At 66.4% G+C, this 17,491-nt stretch carries 13 protein-coding genes and 2 pseudogenes; 3 read left to right on the forward strand and 12 right to left on the reverse strand.

Annotation, left to right across the window (positions count from 1 at the left end):
• Nucleotides 1-204: 204 nt before the first annotated feature.
• From J0X25_RS35730 to J0X25_RS35750, 5 genes and pseudogenes are all read right to left on the reverse strand, one after another.
• A complete protein-coding gene (locus J0X25_RS35730) occupies nucleotides 205-603 on the reverse strand; it encodes a ubiquitin-like small modifier protein 1 (protein ID WP_225896687.1) in 399 nt (132 codons plus the stop codon).
• Nucleotides 604-611: 8 nt separating this feature from the next.
• Nucleotides 612-1,271 (reverse strand): annotated as a pseudogene (locus J0X25_RS35735) (FAD-dependent oxidoreductase).
• Between the two features lie 60 nt (nucleotides 1,272-1,331).
• Nucleotides 1,332-2,735, reverse strand: a complete 1,404-nt coding sequence (locus J0X25_RS35740) for a uracil-xanthine permease family protein (RefSeq protein WP_207288633.1) — start codon at nucleotides 2,733-2,735, stop codon at nucleotides 1,332-1,334.
• A gap of 186 nt (nucleotides 2,736-2,921) precedes the next feature.
• The gene (hpt, locus tag J0X25_RS35745; protein WP_207288634.1) at nucleotides 2,922-3,467 is read right to left on the reverse strand and encodes a hypoxanthine/guanine phosphoribosyltransferase; all 546 of its coding nucleotides are present in this window, start codon (nucleotides 3,465-3,467) and stop codon (nucleotides 2,922-2,924) included.
• Nucleotides 3,468-3,551: 84 nt separating this feature from the next.
• Nucleotides 3,552-4,895 carry a sodium:calcium antiporter gene (locus J0X25_RS35750; RefSeq protein WP_207288635.1) on the reverse strand — a complete coding sequence of 448 codons (1,344 nt, stop codon included), beginning with the start codon at nucleotides 4,893-4,895 and terminating at the stop codon, nucleotides 3,552-3,554.
• A gap of 463 nt (nucleotides 4,896-5,358) precedes the next feature.
• Here J0X25_RS35750 and J0X25_RS35755 point away from each other — a divergent pair, with 463 nt between their 5' ends.
• Nucleotides 5,359-6,951, forward strand: a complete 1,593-nt coding sequence (locus J0X25_RS35755) for an FAD-dependent oxidoreductase (RefSeq protein ID WP_207288636.1) — start codon at nucleotides 5,359-5,361, stop codon at nucleotides 6,949-6,951.
• 569 nt (nucleotides 6,952-7,520) lie between these two features.
• Here the strand turns inward: J0X25_RS35755 and J0X25_RS35760 are convergent.
• The 6 genes from J0X25_RS35760 to J0X25_RS35785 all read right to left on the reverse strand — a co-directional run bounded on the left by J0X25_RS35760 (nucleotide 7,521) and on the right by J0X25_RS35785 (nucleotide 14,678).
• A complete protein-coding gene (locus tag J0X25_RS35760) occupies nucleotides 7,521-8,279 on the reverse strand; it encodes a hypothetical protein (protein WP_207288637.1) in 759 nt (252 codons plus the stop codon).
• A 114-nt stretch (nucleotides 8,280-8,393) separates the two neighbouring features.
• Nucleotides 8,394-8,990, reverse strand: a complete 597-nt coding sequence (locus tag J0X25_RS35765; RefSeq protein ID WP_207288638.1) for a DJ-1/PfpI family protein — start codon at nucleotides 8,988-8,990, stop codon at nucleotides 8,394-8,396.
• A gap of 135 nt (nucleotides 8,991-9,125) precedes the next feature.
• On the reverse strand, nucleotides 9,126-9,530 hold the full coding sequence (locus J0X25_RS35770) for a carboxymuconolactone decarboxylase family protein (RefSeq protein ID WP_207288639.1): 405 nt from the start codon (nucleotides 9,528-9,530) through the stop codon (nucleotides 9,126-9,128).
• 226 nt (nucleotides 9,531-9,756) lie between these two features.
• Entirely contained in the window at nucleotides 9,757-10,929 is a 1,173-nt protein-coding gene (gene dnaJ, locus J0X25_RS35775; protein ID WP_207288640.1) for a molecular chaperone DnaJ, read from the reverse strand.
• 454 nt (nucleotides 10,930-11,383) lie between these two features.
• On the reverse strand, nucleotides 11,384-13,312 hold the full coding sequence (gene dnaK / locus J0X25_RS35780; RefSeq protein WP_207288641.1) for a molecular chaperone DnaK: 1,929 nt from the start codon (nucleotides 13,310-13,312) through the stop codon (nucleotides 11,384-11,386).
• Nucleotides 13,313-13,514: 202 nt separating this feature from the next.
• Nucleotides 13,515-14,678: a nucleotide exchange factor GrpE gene (locus J0X25_RS35785; protein ID WP_207288642.1), complete on the reverse strand. Its 1,164-nt coding sequence runs from the start codon at nucleotides 14,676-14,678 to the stop codon at nucleotides 13,515-13,517.
• A 120-nt stretch (nucleotides 14,679-14,798) separates the two neighbouring features.
• Here J0X25_RS35785 and J0X25_RS35790 point away from each other — a divergent pair, with 120 nt between their 5' ends.
• The gene (locus tag J0X25_RS35790; protein ID WP_207288643.1) at nucleotides 14,799-16,256 is read left to right on the forward strand and encodes a DEAD/DEAH box helicase; all 1,458 of its coding nucleotides are present in this window, start codon (nucleotides 14,799-14,801) and stop codon (nucleotides 16,254-16,256) included.
• On the opposite strand, the gene J0X25_RS35795 is transcribed toward J0X25_RS35790, so the two are convergent.
• Entirely contained in the window at nucleotides 16,250-16,507 is a 258-nt protein-coding gene (locus J0X25_RS35795) for a ribbon-helix-helix domain-containing protein (protein WP_207288644.1), read from the reverse strand. The two genes, J0X25_RS35790 and J0X25_RS35795, sit on opposite strands and share 7 nt — an antisense overlap.
• A 319-nt stretch (nucleotides 16,508-16,826) precedes the next feature.
• Here J0X25_RS35795 and J0X25_RS35800 point away from each other — a divergent pair.
• Nucleotides 16,827-17,391: pseudogene (locus J0X25_RS35800) on the forward strand (DUF5806 family protein).
• The last annotated feature ends 100 nt before the right edge of the window (nucleotides 17,392-17,491 follow it).

A 17,491-nucleotide genomic window follows, 5' to 3' on the forward strand; every position in this document is an offset into this window, starting at 1 on the left:
TCCGGATCGTCGGTGGACGCCCGTTGCAATACGTCACGAAAGTGCGTGACTCGGTCCGTGATCGTGTTCTACCACGATGCGCCCGACCAACCGTCGGACTTGCTATCGCCCGACTGCAACAGTGGCTCACGCAGCCAACCGTATTAGGGATGTGGGTGATATACTCATGCACGGAGAGAGAGAGAATCGAGCGACGGCGGCCGGTCACCCCCCGTACACGGACGGCACCAGTCGAATCACGTCGCCGTCCTCGAGCGTCGTCTCGAGCCCGTCCACGTGCGTGACGTTTCGCTTGTTCTTCGTGACGACGGTATCCCCCGCGAGTCCGTCGCCGTCGTCGGCGAGGAGTTCACCCTCGAGTGCCGGATAGCTCGATTCGAGTTCGCGGAGCAAGTCGCCGACCGTCTCGGCGTCCGTCTCGGGGTGGACGGTCTTCCGACCGACGGCGTCCCGAAACGGGCCGAAGAAGACGCACTCGAGTTGCACGACCCCGACTTCGACGTGATCGGTCTTGTAGCCGATGGTCGAGCCGCCAGACGCGATCGGTTCGGCCGAAGCGGCCCGACGATGGCGCCATTTCGAGGCGAAGCCGCCCCGCTTCACGGAACGGATCAGGGCACGTCGTCGGGCACGTCGAAGTCGTGAAAGTGCTCGCCCTTCTCCTTGCTGAGGATGTCCAGGGCCGCGGAGGCGCCGTCGCCGGCGGCGATGACGGCCTGTCACTCCTCGTCGCGGACCATCGCGCCCGTCGCGTACAGGTCGTCGATGCTCGTCTCCGTATCGAAATCGACGTCGACGGTCCCGTCCTCGTCGAAGTCGACCTCGAGGTCCTCGGCCATCGACCGGTCCGCACCGGTCGCGAGCACGACGTAGTCGGCGTCGTACTCGCCGTCGTCGTCGACGGCTTCTTCTCGCGGGCGTCGCCCGCTCGAACGGTCCGCGGAGCTTCGCTCCGCGCTATCGCCGTCTGCTCGTTGCGTCTCCGACGCAACGCTGGTCTCGACGCTGAAGCCGTCGCCCGTCGTCGGTTCGGCGTCAGTTACCTCCTCGCCTACGCGGACGTCGGCGCCGCGGTCCTTGACCTGACCGCGCGTGAGTTCCATGAACTCGCTGCCGCTGATGCTCCGAATTCCGGGGTAGTTGAACAGGTGGGCTTTGTGCATCCACGTCTCGTCAGTGTCGAAGACGAACGTGTCGAGGCCGTTCTTCGCGGTGAACAGCGCGGCGCTCAGGCCGGCGGCGCCGCCGCCGACGATTACGACGTCTGGCATGAGCGACGCTATCACGGACGGCCGGATAGAGGGTGTCCCGGAATGAGAGGCCGGTCTCGATCAGTCGTCGCTCGGTCCGGCGGTCGCGGGCTCGGTGTCCGCATTGGGACTCGCGTCGAACAGGGGGCTCGAGTCGCCGGGGACGAACGTGTTGAGCGCCAGCGCCGAGAGCGCGGTCACGATGACCGGCTGGCCGAAGAACAGTTCCGCCCGGCTGGGCAGCCCTGCGAGCGCTTCGGGCGTCGTGGCGATGCCCAGTCCGAGGCCGAGCGAGACGGCGACGACGACCGTATTCCGACGGTCGAGGTCGACGTGGGAGACGATCAGCCGGAATCCGCTGGCGGCGACCATGCCGGCCATCAGCAGGACCGCGCCGCCGAAGACCGCGCTGGGAATGGTCGTGACGGCCGCGCCGACTTTGGGGCTCAGGCCGAGGACGGCGAGGAAGACGCCGCCGATGCCGACGACGTGGCGGCTCATCACGCCGGTGAAGTTGACGATACCGACGTTCTGAGAGAACGAGGTGATCGGGAACGCGGCGAAGACGGCGCCGATCGAACTCAGCAGGCCGTCGTTGAACAGCCCGCCGCGGAACTCCTCGTCGGTCGGGTTTCGCCCCTCGGCGGCCGTGACGCCCGACATGTCACCGACGGTCTCCATCGCGGAGACCAGGAAGAGGACGGCGAACGTGGCGATCGCGATCGGCTCGAACTCGAAGCCGAAGTGCGTCGGCGACGGCAGCGCGACCCACGCGGCCTCGCCGACGGGCGAGAAGTCGACGAGCTCGAGGCCGGTGGCGAACGTCAGTGCGAGGGCGGCCGCGTAGCCGACGACGATCGCAGCGAGGACGGACAGGAGTCGCGTGACGCCGCGCGTGAACAGGTTGAGCCCGACGGCGACCGCCAGCACGAGCGCGGCGAGTCCGATGTGGTGCAGCGCGCCGAAGTCGGCCGCATCGGCGCCGCCGGCGGCGTAGTCCATCGCGACGGGAATCAGGTAGAGCCCGATGATGACGACGACGAGTCCGGTCACCAGGGGCGGGAAGAAGGGTTGAATGCGCTTGAACTGCCAGCCGATCAGGCCCTCGACGACGAAGCCGGTCACGAGGATCGCGCCGAAGACGGCCGCCAGTCCGTAGTCGGCGCCGATCGAGATCGACGCGCCCACGAAGGTGAAACTCGAGCCCATGACGATCGGCAGGCGCGCGCCGACCGGACCGACGGTGTACGCCTGTACCATCGTCGCCAGTCCCGAGAACAGCAGGACCATCTGGACGATGTAGGCCGTGTCCGCGGCGTCGAGGCCGACGCCGCCCGCGACGACGTACGCCACCGCCGTCGCAGGAACGATCATCACCGCCACGTGCTGTAACCCCAGCAGGATCGACTTCGGCAGCGGCGGTTTATCGTCGACGCCGTATTCCAGTTGAATCCCCCCGTCGGCCGCGTCCGTTTCGTTCGACATGCTATATCCGCTCCCTTGCGAGTCGATCCACAAAAAGTCTCGTATATGCGCCCATCTAACGGGGATCAGACGGTTGATATGGGCACGTTCGTGTATCACCGTCGGATCGACGACGCGGAACCACTACCGTCCAGCTATTCGCTGACCGGGCGTTGGAACGAGATGTATGGAGGGGGAGCGAGACAGTCAGTGGACGGTGACTTCGCCGTCCTCGACGGTGATGTCCAGCAGGCTCGTCGCCTCGAACTTCGTGTCGTCGAGCGCCGAGGGACCGACCTTCCGCATCACGACGACGATGTCAACGATGTCGGCACCGATGTCGTCCAGCGCAGTGCAGATGGACGCCAGCGTGCCGCCGGTCGAGAGCATGTCGTCGACGATCAGGACGCGGTCGCCCGCCTCGATGTCGTTGATGTACATCTCCGACTCCGAATACCCGGTCTGCTGATGGAGGGAGACCTCGCCCTCGAGGCCGTAGGGGCGCTTGCGGATCACGACCAGCGGGATGTCGGTCTGTAAGGAGAGGGCGGTCGCGAGGTGGATCCCCATCGCCTCGGGGGCGACGATCTTATCGACGTTCAGGTCCGCCGTCTGCATGACCTCGACGACGACCTCGCGCAGCAGGTCGGGGTCGAGCATCGGCACGCCGTTGCTGATCGGGTGGACGAGGTACTCGTAGCCGTCTTTATCGATGATCGGTGCGTCGTCGAGGGACTCGATGAGCTTCTCCATACTGCCGATTGGGGGAATCGGTGCAAAAACGGATCGTTCTGCGGCCCGCTTCGAGGCGGGCGCGCTCGGGTGTCGACTCCGTGGTCAGTCGTCGGCCCGCTGTGGCCGCTCGCGGCCCGGGAACGCGCTGGATATCGTTCCGACGCTGTGCCCGACCAGATAGCGGAACGACTCGCGGCGGTGGACGAGCAGCGCCAGGGCGAGCACGATGTAGACGACGCTATACGCGATGAGCATCTCGTAGGTCGTGACGGGGAGCGTGACGACGTCGCGGATTACGGCGAACTCGAGGAGTACCTGCGAGACGAACAGCACCAGCAGGGTGATCGCTTCTCGAGCCGTGATCTCGAAGTCGATCAGGAGCGCGATGGCGAACAGCGACTGAGCGGCCGTGAGCCAGATCTCGGCCGACTGCTTCGAATCGAACTCGAGCGCCCCGTACTCACCCAGCGCCAGGGAGTAAACGACGACGAGCGTCCCGATCAGCAACGTCCACTGGTTGAGCTTCGACGAGATCAGGGCGTTGAAGCCGGCCGTCGACCGCGTCTTGTTCACCAGGTAGGCGACGACGATCAGTTCCGGCGACTCGGAGGCCAGCGGCGCGATCCACTGGATCATGAAGAACGGCGGGATCCCGGCCGCCGTACCGAGTTCCTCGAGGCCGTGGGCGAAGGGTTCGACGGCGACGAAGATCACGAACCCGGAGTAGACGAACAGCGACACGACGCTGGCGATCCGCAGCGGTTTGGGGAACGTCTGGAGATAGGCCGGCACGCCGGTGTGGACGTCTTCCGGTTCGACGTCGCCGCGGATCACGATCGCGATGTACGTCACGTAGAGCCCGACCAGAAACGCCATGTCGAAGATGTCGATCCCGCCGTTCAGCGGTACCAGGAAGGCCCACAGCGTCGCCAACAGCAGGAAGACGATCTCGAGGCTGATGTCGGGATCGATCGAGACCGCGTCCCGAAGGTAGCCGTCGCGGTCCTCGACGGCGGGGTCCTCGGTCGAGTTGCGACGGAACACCGTGAACAGCGCGATGCCGGACCAGCCCAGCCCGATGAGGATCCGGTTGGCGCCGGTCATGTTGGCGACGGCGAGGTTGCCCGCCTCGATGCCGCGCTCGGTGCCCGCGAACTGACCCGCGTTCCAGGCGTAGAGGGCGTCCACCGCGTACTCCGGGGCGACCGCCAGCACGGCGAGGATCGCGATCGCGAACGCGCGCGGAACGTCCTTTTCGGCGGTTTCAGCCGCCCAGGCGAGCAGGAACGCGGCGCCGAGGATCGAGACCCCGCTGATCGCGACGGTGGCCAGCGTCGAGAGGCCACCGAGGAACCCCAGGTCGTATCTGGTCGCCGCCCAGACGGCGATCCACGGCACCGTGAGGGCGGTGGCCGCCGCCATCGTTCCGAGCGTTCGCCCCCTCACGGAGCAACCCTCCGGGTCGTCGATCGGTCTGCGCTGCCGTCCCGTTTCGGTGCCCAACCCGGTCCGGAGTCATCTCGAGCGCGACGCCCTCGACTCCTGTATGGACCGCTTGGCCGCTGCGCGTACATATCATCAACTCAGTCAGACGAACGGGTAAAACCTGCCGCCTGCGCCTTCTCCCTCGGTCTCGGTTCGTCCGTGGCGAGTGGGCCCGCCGGTGCCGGTCACCCCCTCCCCCTCCCCCCGTTCGGCGGTCCACAGCGAGTTTCGGGGCACTGTCAGGCGGGACCGCTTTTCCGTCCGGCGAGCGACACGGGCGCTCGAGGAGCCGGTAGCGCCACCGGCTCGCCCGACGCCGTCTCGGCTGTTCCGAATCGACCCGGCACCCGAACCGAGACGACCGTGCGTTATCACCCCACACCCCTTTTGTCACGAGTGTAGATAGCACGACCCGTTGCTCCCCATGTCGCACAATTTCGATCCCGAACCCGGACCCGAGTCCCCGCGCCCGCAGTCGCTGTGGCTGGCCACGACGCCGACGACCGACTACGAACCGCTCGAGGACGGCCTCGAGGTAGACGTCGCCGTCGTCGGTGGCGGCATCACCGGGCTGACCGCCGCGATCAACCTGAAAGAGGCTGGGAAGACGGTGGCGGTGCTCGAGTCGGACCGCATCGTCGAGAGCACGACCGGCCACACGACGGCCAAACTGACCTCCCAGCACGGGCTGATCTACGACACGCTCGTATCCCAGTTCGGCCCCGAGAAGGCGAAACAGTACGCCGACGCCAACGAGGCGGCGATCGACGCGGTCGAGGAACGCATCGAGGAGCACGACATCGACTGCGACTTTCGGCGGACGCCGGCGTACACGTACGCGGCCTCGTCCGCCGACGTCAAACGGGTCAGCGAGGAGGTGGAGACGGCCCAGCGGCTCGGCCTCCCGGCCGAATACGTCGCGGAGACGCCCCTGCCCTTCGAGACCGAAGGGGCCGTCCGCTTCGACGAGCAGGCGGAGTTCCACCCCCGGAAGTACCTGCTCGCCGTTGCCGAGGCAATTCACGGCGACGGCTGCCACGTCTTCGAGGAGACGCAGGCGGTCGACCTCGAGCCCGGTGACCCCTGCCGCGTCGAGACGGAACGCGGCGCGGTCGTCGCGGACGACGTCGTGGTCGCCACGCACTTCCCCTTCTTCGATCGGGCCGGCTACTTCTCGCGGATGCACCCCCACCGGGCCTACCTGCTGGCCGTCCGCGTCGAAGAGGAGCCACCGGCGGGGATGTACTACAGCACGGCGTCGCCGCCGGCCACGATTCGAACGTACGCCGCCGAATCCGACCGGAGCGACCGCGAAGACGACGATACCGCAGCCGACGAACTCGTCCTCGTCGGCGGCCAGAGCCACAAACCGAGCGTCAGCGGGCCGCCGACCTCCGAGCGATACCGGCGCTGCGAGCGATTCGCCCGCGACCACTTCAGCGTCGAATCGATCGAGTACCGCTGGTCGACGATGGACTATTCGCCGGTCGACAAGGTGCCCTTCGTCGGGCAAATTGATCCCCTGTCCGAGCACGTCTACGTCGGTACGGGGTTCAACGGCTGGGGCATGTCCGGCGGCACCGCCGCCGGGATGATCCTCGCCGACCTGATCGTCGAGGGCTCGAGTCCGTGGGCGGACGTGTTCGATCCCCAGCGGCTCCCGCCGAAATCGTCGGCCAAGAGCTTCCTCGAGGAGAACGCGGTAGTTGGCGGGAGCTTCGTCGGCGATCGGATCAAGTCGCTCCTCTCGTCGCTCGGCGCCGACGGGGGCGCCGACCTTCCCTCGTCCGGCGAGGGGAAGATCGTCCGCCGGACGGGCCGTCCGATGGGGGTCTATCGCGACGAGGAGGGCTCGGTCCACGCCGTCTCCGCGGTCTGCCCCCACATGGGCTGTCTCGTCCGGTGGAACGACGCCGAGCGAACCTGGGACTGCCCCTGTCACGGCTCGCGCTTCACCCACGACGGCGACGTGCTCTCCGGGCCCGCGCTCGAGGGATTGCCGTATCGGGAACTCTGATCAGTTCGCGTGGAAGCGCTGTTCGGAGGTGCGTTCGGGACGGGTTCCAAGAGTGGTCCGCAAGGCTGGTGACGTTCGGGCGAACTGAAACATGAATCTAGCTGCGGTGGCGCGCGCCCGGCCACGGTGAGCGACGAGCGAACCGTGGTCCGGAGTCGCACGAGGTCTTCGTGAACGGAGTGAACGAAGTCGTTCGAGACGGCTTTGCCGTCTCGTGACTGAGCGAAGCTTCGCGATGTCCGCGAAACCGAAGGTTTCGCTTGATGCGAAAATCTTCGATTTTCAGCAGCTTGGAAGACGCAAAGCGTCTTCCAGTGGATGAACGAGTGACCGGCGCGGGACCTTCGGTCCCGCGTACCGTGCGAACGGGCAGTGCGCGGCGCGTAGCGCCGCGACTGTCGGGACGGCGAAGCCGTCCCGCAGCGCCCGTGAGCAGACGAAGGGAACGAGCGAATCGATTGGGGAGGGCGTGGCTATTCCCGGTTGCCACGATAGCAGGACGGTTCCCGTGATTAACCGGGAACGATCGCGACTGTACGAAATTCGGATCGCTCGTTCGAATCGGCAAGTTAGAGCGAAACGTCGCCGAGGTCGATCCGGGTCGGTTCCGGAACGGCATCCGGACCATCATCGTCGCTCGAGACCGCGTACGTGCCGCGTTCGACCGCCGTCTCCTTTGTCTCGCCGGTGAGGACGATGACGCCGTCGGCCAGCAGGGGGGCGACGACGCCCGCCGCGACGGTCCGCGGATCCGAGAACGGGGTCCGGATCACCACGCGGTCGCCCTCCTCGAGGCCGTACTCCGCGACGACGTTCACGGCGGCCTCGCACACGGCACCGTGACTGACGGTCCGCTCGCCGTCCGTCAGCAGCGTCGTCTCGGGATCGATGTCCAGCGGCGGGAACGCGGGGTTTTCCGTCCAGACGCCGGCGTCGAAGTGGTGGATGTCCGGCTCCTCGGGTTTCGCCCCGTAGCCGACCCGCTGGGCGCCCCGCGGGAGGTCGTAGGTGCCGGACTCGAGGTCCCGGACCGGCGCCACGAGCGCCCGGAACTCGTCGGCATCTGTGAGGTCGGTCGGCGGATCGAACTGCGTCGCTCCCTCGAGCAGCGCGGTTCCGAAGCAGGCCAGCAGGGAGAGCGGGCTCTCCCCGACGATGCCGACGGTGACGCCCTTCCGGACGCCCGCGTGGCGCAGGAAGTTCCCGGCCTTCCACGCGGTCGTACACAGCCAGTGGTGGTCGAACTCCCGGCCCGTCGCGTCGACCAGCGACGTGTGCTCGGCCCGGAGTTCGCGCGTGAGTAACTCGTCGACTGTCGCAGCGGTCATACCTCGTACTCCCGCCCCGGCGGAAAAAAGCGCGCCGACTCGCGGCGGCGACGTGACCGTCAACGGCCGTCGTACGACGGTGGCGCGATCGGCCCCCGCGTCGCAGCGGACGGTTCAGTCGTCCGCCGCAGCGGGCGCGGCGTCGGCGTGGTCGATCTCGGTGCCGAGACACTCGAGGAACTCGGCGAGCCACTCGGGGTGGTCGGGCCACGCCTGTCCCGTCACCAGATTGGCGTCGCGCGTGACCTCACCCGTCCACTCGCCGCCGGCGCCGCGCACGTCGGCCTCGAGAGCCGGATAGCCGGTACAGGTCCGTCCCTCGAGGACGTCCGCCGCGGCGAGGATCTGGACGCCGTGACAGAGTGACGCGACGGGCTTGTCTTCCTCGAAGAAGTGGCGGGTGATCTCGAGGATCTCGTCGTAGGTGCGGAGGTACTCCGGGGCGCGGCCGCCGGGAACGACGAGCGCGTCGTACTCGGCGGGGTCGACGGCGTCGAAATCGTGGTTCAGTTCGAACCGGTGTCCCGGTTTCTCGGTGTAGGTCTGGTCGCCCTCGAAGTCGTGGATGGCGGTCGGACAGGTGTCACCCGATTCTTTCTCCGGGCAAACCGCGTGTACCTCGTGGCCGACCATCTGGAGCGCCTGAAACGGCACCATTATCTCGTAGTCCTCGACGAAATCGCCCGCGAGGAGCAGGATCTGTTGTGACATGGGTATCCCCGCGTATCGATTCGACGACAGTCGGCATAATCTGTGTTGGGTGATACCGTGACACTCACGGAGGCGCACACGAGTCGCTCGAGTCGGTCGCGATGGAAGAAATACCGTGACCGGGCGTCCGGTCATTCAGTCGTCGCTCGGTGCGGCAGCCTGCTGGTCTCTGACGTGGTCGGCGATCTCCTGGGTCTCGGATTCGAACGCCTCGAGATCGACCTCCGCTCCGTGGAGTACCGTCGAGAAGTATCGCACGCCGCTAGCGACCCCGATCGCCTCCGACAGTTCGTCGTCGGTTACGCCGTCGATCTTCGCTTCCTCCCTGTGGAAACGGATGCAGTACGGACACTGGATCGCCGCGGCCGCGCCGAGGGCGACCAGCGCCTTCTCGCGCCTCTCGAGTTCGGTCTCGCCTAACTGGAGGTCTCGCACGATCGCCCAACTGTGGTCGGCGGCCGACTCCGGAAGCGCGTCGATCCAACTGGGGACTCGTCCGAGATACTCCTCGATCTCCGCTTGGGTCTCTGTAGATACCATTCGCTCACTCCTGTGGATTTCTCGCCGTCGTCCGACATCCGTTCGGTCGTCATCCGGCTCCCGTTCTGTTCGTTGCCTAACGCGGGGAAATCCGTGTGCTAGTACGTCCCACGCAGTAATCAAGCTCTCACATTCCGATCTGATAGCACGCGACGGATGGATAATACGATTCGTGAATCCGACACGGCGTCGGGTAGAGCGAGGGTACAACTAGGCCGGGACGCGCTCAGAACGCCCGCTTGATCTTCTCGAAGAACCCTTCCTTCACCTCGATCTCGTCGCCGCCGGCCTCGGCGAACGCCTCGAGGGCCTCCCGCTGCTCCTCGTTGAGACTCTCGGGGGTGACGACCTGCACCTGCACGTGGAGGTCACCCTGTCCGCGACCGCGCAGGCGGGGCATGCCCTTCCCCTCGAGTCGGAACGTCTCGCCGCTCTGGGTGCCCTTCGGAATCTCGAACTCGGCGGCGCCGTCGAGCGTCGGGACTTCGACGTCGTCACCGAAGGTGGCCTGCGGGAACGAGATGGGAAGCCGATACTGGAGGTCGTCGCCCTGGCGTTCGAACTCGTCGTGGTCGCGGACGACGACGTCGATCAGCAGGTCGCCGTGGCGGCCGCCCTCGGGGCTGGGCGCGCCCTCGCCTTCCATCCGGAGCGTCTGGCCCTCCTGGATGCCCGCCGGGACCTCGACGGTTAACTGCGCTTCGTTGCGGACGTACCCCTCGCCGCGACACTCGTCGCAGGTCTCGGAGTACAGCGTCCCCTCGCCCTCGCAGCGCCGACAGGTGGTCGTCTGCTGGACGCGCCCCAGCGGCGTCTGCTGGACCTGCGTCACCTGCCCGCGACCCTGACACTCCGGACAGGTCTCGGCGTCGGCCTCCGGCGGGTGGCCTTCCCCCTCGCAGACGTCACACTCCTCGGGTCGCTCGACGGTGAACTGCTTCTCGACGCCCTCGTAGGCCTCCTCGAGGTCGATCTCGAGTTCGGTCCGCAGGTCCCGGCCCTTGCGCGGGCGACGACGTCCGCGGCCGCCGCCACCGCCGCCGAAGACCTGCTCGAAGATGTCGCCGAGACCGCCGCCGCCCATGCCGCCACCGCCGCCACCCATGCCGCCGAACGGGCCGCCGCCCATGCCGCCGGCACCGCCGCTCTCGCTGGCGTCGAAGCCGTGTTTCTCGGCCTGTTCGTAGCGGTCGTGGCCCATGCGATCGTACGCGCTGCGCTTTTCCTCGTCGGTGAGGACCTTCTTCGCCTTCTGGATCTTCTTGAATTTCTCCTCGGCATCGGGGTCGTCGCTGACGTCCGGATGGTACTCCGTGGCCTTCTTCCGGTAGGCCTGTTTGATCTCCTCGGCGGACGCGTCCTGGTCCACACCGAGTACGTCGTAGAAGTCCTCGCTCATTCGTTGTCAAACCGATACTCGATTGAGACACTTGAAACGAACGTTCCAGAAGTACCTTTTTCCGCCTCGGGTTCGCTCGCTGCGCTCACGGCTTCGCCGTTCGCATTGTCGCGGTTCTCGCTCACTCCGTTCGCTCCGAACCGCGCACCGCTCGCTCACCGCTCGGCGCAAAAATCTACGCTAAAAAGGCCGCTCGCTCCCGTTGGTCGCTCGCGGCTGCAGCGCTTGCACCTCGACCGCTGCGATACGGGCTCCGCTTTACTCTATCATGTATCCCAACGCACCGAAGACGATAACCAGTCGTCCTTCTCAAATTCGAAAACGAGGACTCGAGTCAGTCGTCCCCGTCGCCGGCTCAACAAAATTGGAGAGTCGCTAGCAAATAAGAAGAGGACTGAAAGGTACGAGTTCTCGCCGAGGGACAGACTACGTCTGACCTGTCGAAGACGGTGATTTATTCGTCGTCTTCAGCCTCGTCGTCGACGTCCTCGAAGTCGGCGTCGACGAACTCCTCGTCCTCGCCGCCGGCCGCAGCGCCCTCGGGACCGGGGTTCGGGCCGCCGCCCATGCCCGCGCCCGCAGCGCCGCCTGCCGCGCCGCCCGCGGCGCCACCGGCCGCACCGCCGGCCTCCGCGGCGCCGGCGTCCTGATAGATCTGCTTGCCGATCTCCTGGAGTTCCTTGCTGAGGTCCTCGGTCGCCGCCTCGATGTCGTCGGCGTCGGCGTCGCCGTCGTCGATCGTGTCCTCGAGGTCCTCGATGGCCGCCTCGATGTCGGCGCGGAGGTCGTCGTCGACGTCCTCGTTCTCCTCGAGGAGCGTCTCGGCGCGCTGGATCGTGGCCTCGGCCGTGTTGCGGGCCTCGATACGCTCGCGCTTCTCCTTGTCCTCCTCGGCGTGCTTCTCGGCCTCGCGCTGCATCTTCTCGATCTCGGAGTCGGAGAGTCCGGCGCCGCCCTCGATGGTGATCTCCTCGCTGGTGCCGGTGCCCTTGTCCTCCGCGCTGACGTTGACGATGCCGTTCTCGTCGATGGAGAACGTGACCTCGATCTGCGGGGTCCCCGCGGGGGCCGGCGGGATGCCGGTCAGGTGGAACTCGCCGAGCATCTCGTTCTTCTCGGCCAGTTCGCGCTCACCCTGGAAGACCCGGACCTGGACGGAGGTCTGGTTGTCCGCCGCGGTGGTGAAGATCTTCGACTCCTCGGTCGGGATCGTCGTGTTCTTCTCGATGAGTCGCTCGAAGAGGCCGCCCTTGACCTCGATACCGAGCGAGAGCGGCGTGACGTCCAGCAGCACGATGTCGTCGACCTCGCCGCCGAGGACGCCGCCCTGGATCGCCGCGCCGAGCGCGACGGCCTCGTCGGGGTTGACGTTCTTCTGGGGCTCCTTGCCCGTCAGCTCCTCGACCTTCTCCGAGACCTGGGGCATCCGGGTCGAGCCGCCGACGAGCAGCACCTCGTCGATGTCCTCTTTCTCGTAGCCCGCGTCCTCGAGGGCCTGCTCGGTCGGTTCGACGGTGCGGTCGATGAGGTCGCTGGTGAGCGACTCGAACTTCGCTCGCGTCATCGACTCCTCGAGGTGGATCGGGCCGTCGTCGGTCGCCGTGATGAACGGCAGGTTGATTTCGGTCTCTTTCCGGCTCGAGAGTTCGATCTTGGCCTCCTCCGCGGCGTCCTTGAGGCGCTGGAGGGCCTGCCGGTCCTCGCGGAGGTCGATGCCGTGTTCCTCCTCGAACTCGTCGGCGAGCCAGTCGATGATCGCCTCGTCCCAGTCGTCGCCACCGAGGTCGTTGTCACCGTTCGTGGCGACGACTTCGTAGACGCCGCCGCCGAGATCGAGAATAGAGACGTCGAAGGTGCCGCCACCGAGGTCGTAGACGAGGACGGTTTGATCGGAGTCGTCGTCGAGGCCGTAGGCCATCGACGCGGCCGTCGGCTCGTTGATGATGCGCTCGACCTCGAAGCCGGCGATCTCGCCGGCGTCTTTGGTCGCCTGGCGCTGTCGGTCGGAGAAGTACGCGGGGACCGTGATGACGGCCTTCTCGATCTCGTCGCCCAGATAGTCCTCGGCGTCGCGCTTGATCTTCTGGAGGATCATCGCCGAGATCTGTTCGGGCGTGTACTCCTCGTCATCCACCTCGACGGTGTAGTCCTCCTCGCCGATGTGGCGCTTGATCGACTGGATCGTCTTCTCGGGGTTCTGAACGGCCTGATTCTTCGCCGGTTTCCCGACGAGTCGCTCGTCGTCGTCGGTAAAGGCGACGACGGAGGGGGTCGTCCGTTCGCCTTCCGCGTTGACGATGATCTCCGGATCGCCGCCTTCCATCACCGCGAACGCGCTGTTCGTCGTCCCGAGGTCGATTCCGAGAATTTTGTTGCTCGCCATCGTGGACGGCTATTGTGCGCACTTTGTTTTAAAGCTTACTAGGGGATATCACGGGCCGAATAAAATACGACTAATTGGCCGGATACGCCGCCATAGGCAATCCAAGTCGCCTAATTACGAATAATATATGTCGAGTGGAAAGTCAAGGAACCGAAACTGAATTGGCCGGAAACAGGGACGATGGTCGAACGGTTCGGTGCGCTCACTCGGAGTCCGCGGTCGACTCGCGGTCACCGTTGCCGGCCGAGTTCGCCTCGTCGGCCTCGGTGCGGTCGTCCTCCTCGGCGACCTCGCCGCCGAGTTCGATCGCGCCCTCGCTATCGTCCTCGTCCGCGGATCCGTCGCTTGCACCGTCGTCCGACGCGTCTTCGGCGTTCGCTACGTCCTCGCTCCCGTCATCCGCGTCGGTCTCGGCGGTCGAATCCCCGCTCGAGGCGTCCGCTTCGCCCTCGAGTTCGCCGTTGGAGACGGTCACCTGCGCGTTCTGAATGACCTTGTCGCCCATCTCGTAGCCGGGCGTGTAGACGTCGGCGACGGTGCCTTCCGGCTGGCCGCTGTCGACGCGCATCATGACCTCGTGGCGCTGGGGATCCGTCTCGGTCCCGGGTTCGGGATCGATTTCGGCGACGTTCTCGTCCTCGAGGATGCGATCGAACTCCTTGAGCGTCATTTCGACGCCGTCTCGGAGGCTGTCGGCGTCGCCGCTCTCCTCCTCGAGGGCGCGTTTCAGGTTGTCGCGGACGCCCAGCAGCCGTTCGACCAGATCCTCGGTCGCGCGCTCTTTGATCTGGTCCTGGCGCTTCTTGGCCCGTTTCTTGTAGTTCTGGAAGTCGGCCTGTTTGCGCTTCAGACGGCTCTTCAGGTCCTCCACTTCCTCCTCGTACTCATCGAGTTTCTCGTCGCGGGCCTCGACCTCCGCCTGCAGGTTCTCGATGGTCTCGGCCTGCTCCTCGACGCGTTCGGTCAGATCCTCGAGTTCCTCGCGCTGGTGGGTGACCGTCGCGTTCAGGTCGCGGGCTTCCTCGACGATGGCGTTGACCTTGTGCGCGAGTTCGTCGTCGTACTGGGTCACGCTGTCGACCAGTTGCTGGACGTCGTCGCTCGTTTCGGGTGCGGCCTGCTCGGCGTCGGGCGATGCGTCGGCATCGGCGTCGTCGGCGTCCGCGCTCCCGTTCGAGTCGTCGGTCGCGCGTTCGCTCGAGTCGTCTTCCTCGGTCGGCGCGTCCGTACCGGACGTCTCCGATTCGACGGTCGATTCGTCCGCTCCCGTTGCCGCGGAGTCGCCGTCGGTCGTCTCGCCGTCGTCGGATCGGTCCTCGGACGGGACACCCTGGGCGGAGGAGTTCGTGCCCTCGTCTTCGCTCATGTGCCTGTCAAGGAACAGCGGTAATAAAAGGGTTGAGGTACGGCGACCGGTCGGTCGCGCTCCCGATCCACGGCGTCGACAGTCCGACAGTATTTGATTGTTCGACCCCGAAAGCGAACCGTGACGCGGCCACAGGACGAGCGCACGACGTCGACGCCGATCACGCTCCGGTACGAGGACGGCACCGTCCGGATCGACGGCCTCGAGGGGGCGACGCTCACCGCGGTGCGCGAGTCGATCCCGGAACTCGAGGCCGATCCGCGAACCGACGGCTGGCGGGTACCCGCCTTCCGCTACGCCGTTCTCCGGGCGGCCCTGCGAGACGCCGGCGTCGACGCCGACCGGATCGACGACCGCGTGCTCGCGATCGAGTCCCTGCCGGCCCTCGACTCGGCGTACGAACTCCGCGCGTACCAGCGCGAGGCCCTGGAGGACTGGCTGGAGACCGATCGCTGGCACGGCGAGGCCAACAATGATTTCGTCTCACCGAAACGCGCCCCGGCCGGCGTCCTCGAGCTCCCGACCGGTAGCGGCAAGACCGTCATCGCCCTGAAGGCGATCGAACGGCTCTCGACGCCGACGCTCGTGGTCGTCCCGACGATCGATCTGCTCGAGCAGTGGCAGCGGGAACTCGAGCGCGAGTTCAAGAGGCCCATCGGACGCTTCGGCGGCGGCGAACAGCGCCTCGAGCCGATCACCGTCTCGACGTACGACTCGGCGTACCTGAAGGCCGATTCGGTGGGCGACCGGTTCGGCCTCGTCGTCTTCGACGAGGTCCACCACCTCGGCGGCGAAGGCTACCGCGAGATCGCTCGCTTACTCGCCGCACCCGCTCGCCTTGGATTGACGGCGACGTTCGAGCGCCCCGACGGCGCCCACGAGGTCGTCGAGGAAATCGTCGGACCGCTCGTCCACCGCGTCGACGTCGACGAGTTGGCGGGCGACCACCTCGCGTCCTACGACGTGAAGCGACTCGAGGTGTCGCTGACGGCCAACGAACGTGAGACCTACGAGCGCAATCAGGAGGTCTTCACCGACTACCTCGCGCGCTCGGGCATCGAGATGCGCAGCGGGTCGGACTACCAGGAACTGGTCAAGCGCTCCGGGAACGACCCCGAGGCCCGCGAGGCGCTGCTCGCACGCCAGCGCGCACGCGAGATCATGTTTGGCAGCGCGGCCAAACTCGAGGCCCTCGAGGGGATCCTCGACGACCACCGCGGCGAGCGCACGATCGTGTTCACGGCCCACAACGACCTCGCGTACGACGTCAGCGAGCGGTTTCTGATCCCGACGATCACCCACCAGACCGGGACGGCGGAGCGACGGGAGATCCTCGAGCGCTTCCGCGAGGGGACCTATAGCCGGATCGCGACTTCGAACGTGCTCGACGAGGGGGTCGACGTCCCCGACGCGTCGGTGGCAGTCGTCCTCTCGGGCAGCGGCAGCGAGCGGGAGTTCGTCCAGCGGCTGGGGCGGATTCTGCGACCCAAGGAAGACGGCCGACGTGCAATCCTCTACGAGATTATCTCCGAAAACACCGGTGAAGAGCGGATCGCGGGACGCCGTCGCGACTACTGATTCGTTCGAGAACGGGCGGACGCATCGCTGCGGTCGCCGTCGGTCCGACGGTGTCGCTCGAGGAGCCGTTGCACGCCGGCCCGGAGCGCCTCGCTCCGGGAGTGGTAGACGCCGTCGTCGACGAGCGACTCGAGCGCCGCGAGCTGTTCGTCGGTGGCCCGGAACGTGACTCGCTCGAGCGTCCGGCCGTTCTCCGCGCGGGAGTGGTTCGGGTCGGCCACGACGCCGTCGGGCGACGAATTACGCGCCATCGGCGGTCACCTCGTTCCGGTCAGACTGGAGTTGCGGCGCCACTCTCGTCTCGACGTTCGTCACTGTGAGTCCCGTGCTGGTTTTCGAGAGGACCATATGGGAGGGAGGGGATCATCGGGGAAAAGGACTCGCGTAGCACAGTGGAAGTGAACCTGGTCGAATTAGGGGCGAGAAACGTCGAAAAGGTCGGTTTCGATCGCCGTACTCCGCGGCCGATCGGCGATGAATGCGACCGGTCGGATCGCCCGATCCGGCGGACGGACAGCGTTATCCTCGTCGGACCCCTGAACGTGACGCGGGCAACCGCAGAAAACCACCATGCCCGAAGAGACGCAGTCATCCTCCCGGAGCAGCGCCAGTGCATCGACTACCGATCGGTTCGAGCGACTCGAGGGCGCCGACTACGACCGCGTCGCCGAGTTCCTCCGCGATCGCGTCGCCTTCACACCCCGCGAGTGGGCGGTCGCGCGCCTCTGTGCCGACTTTCGGACCAGAACGGGGGGTCGAGATGACGACCATCGGGGAGCACCTCCCCGACCTCGTTCCCTTCATGGACGACGAGTACACGCGACAGGCCGTCTACCAGTCTCGTCGCTCCTTCGAGGACAAGGTTCGCGAGGCCGGCGCGACGTTCCTCTACGGCGCCGACGCCGACTTCTTCACGGCCGGCGAACTGGACGACATCGCCTCCGAGGCGACGGAGGTCGCGCGGTTCCTGATCGAAGTCGAAGGGGCGGACCTCTCCCACGAGACGGAACTCGAGGCCGAAGGACGGATCCGCGACGCGATGGAGTCGGTCCACCGTGCGAGCCGCGACCTCCGCTACGACCGCTGCCCGAACTGCGGCGAGCGACTCGGCGAGGACGCGATCGAATCCGAGTGAGCAGCCCCAGGCGAAGCGACGTAATCCGACGTCGGTGAGCCGCGAGGGCGGCCGCTCGTCGATACGAGTACCGACTCGAACGACTCCTCGACGCGATAGC

The sequence above is a fragment of the Haloterrigena alkaliphila genome, assembly GCF_017352155.2.
Lineage (GTDB): Archaea > Halobacteriota > Halobacteria > Halobacteriales > Natrialbaceae > Haloterrigena > Haloterrigena alkaliphila.

Coding starts and splice junctions, on each gene's coding strand:
- J0X25_RS35755 (WP_207288636.1), top strand. CDS start 5,359: ATGTCGCACAATTTCGATCCCGAACCCGGACCCGAGTCCCCGCGCCCG.
- hpt (WP_207288634.1), bottom strand. CDS start 3,467: ATGGAGAAGCTCATCGAGTCCCTCGACGACGCACCGATCATCGATAAA.
- J0X25_RS35765 (WP_207288638.1), bottom strand. CDS start 8,990: ATGTCACAACAGATCCTGCTCCTCGCGGGCGATTTCGTCGAGGACTAC.
- J0X25_RS35785 (WP_207288642.1), bottom strand. CDS start 14,678: ATGAGCGAAGACGAGGGCACGAACTCCTCCGCCCAGGGTGTCCCGTCC.
- J0X25_RS35795 (WP_207288644.1), bottom strand. CDS start 16,507: ATGGCGCGTAATTCGTCGCCCGACGGCGTCGTGGCCGACCCGAACCAC.
- J0X25_RS35770 (WP_207288639.1), bottom strand. CDS start 9,530: ATGGTATCTACAGAGACCCAAGCGGAGATCGAGGAGTATCTCGGACGA.
- dnaJ (WP_207288640.1), bottom strand. CDS start 10,929: ATGAGCGAGGACTTCTACGACGTACTCGGTGTGGACCAGGACGCGTCC.
- dnaK (WP_207288641.1), bottom strand. CDS start 13,312: ATGGCGAGCAACAAAATTCTCGGAATCGACCTCGGGACGACGAACAGC.
- J0X25_RS35740 (WP_207288633.1), bottom strand. CDS start 2,735: ATGTCGAACGAAACGGACGCGGCCGACGGGGGGATTCAACTGGAATAC.
- J0X25_RS35760 (WP_207288637.1), bottom strand. CDS start 8,279: ATGACCGCTGCGACAGTCGACGAGTTACTCACGCGCGAACTCCGGGCC.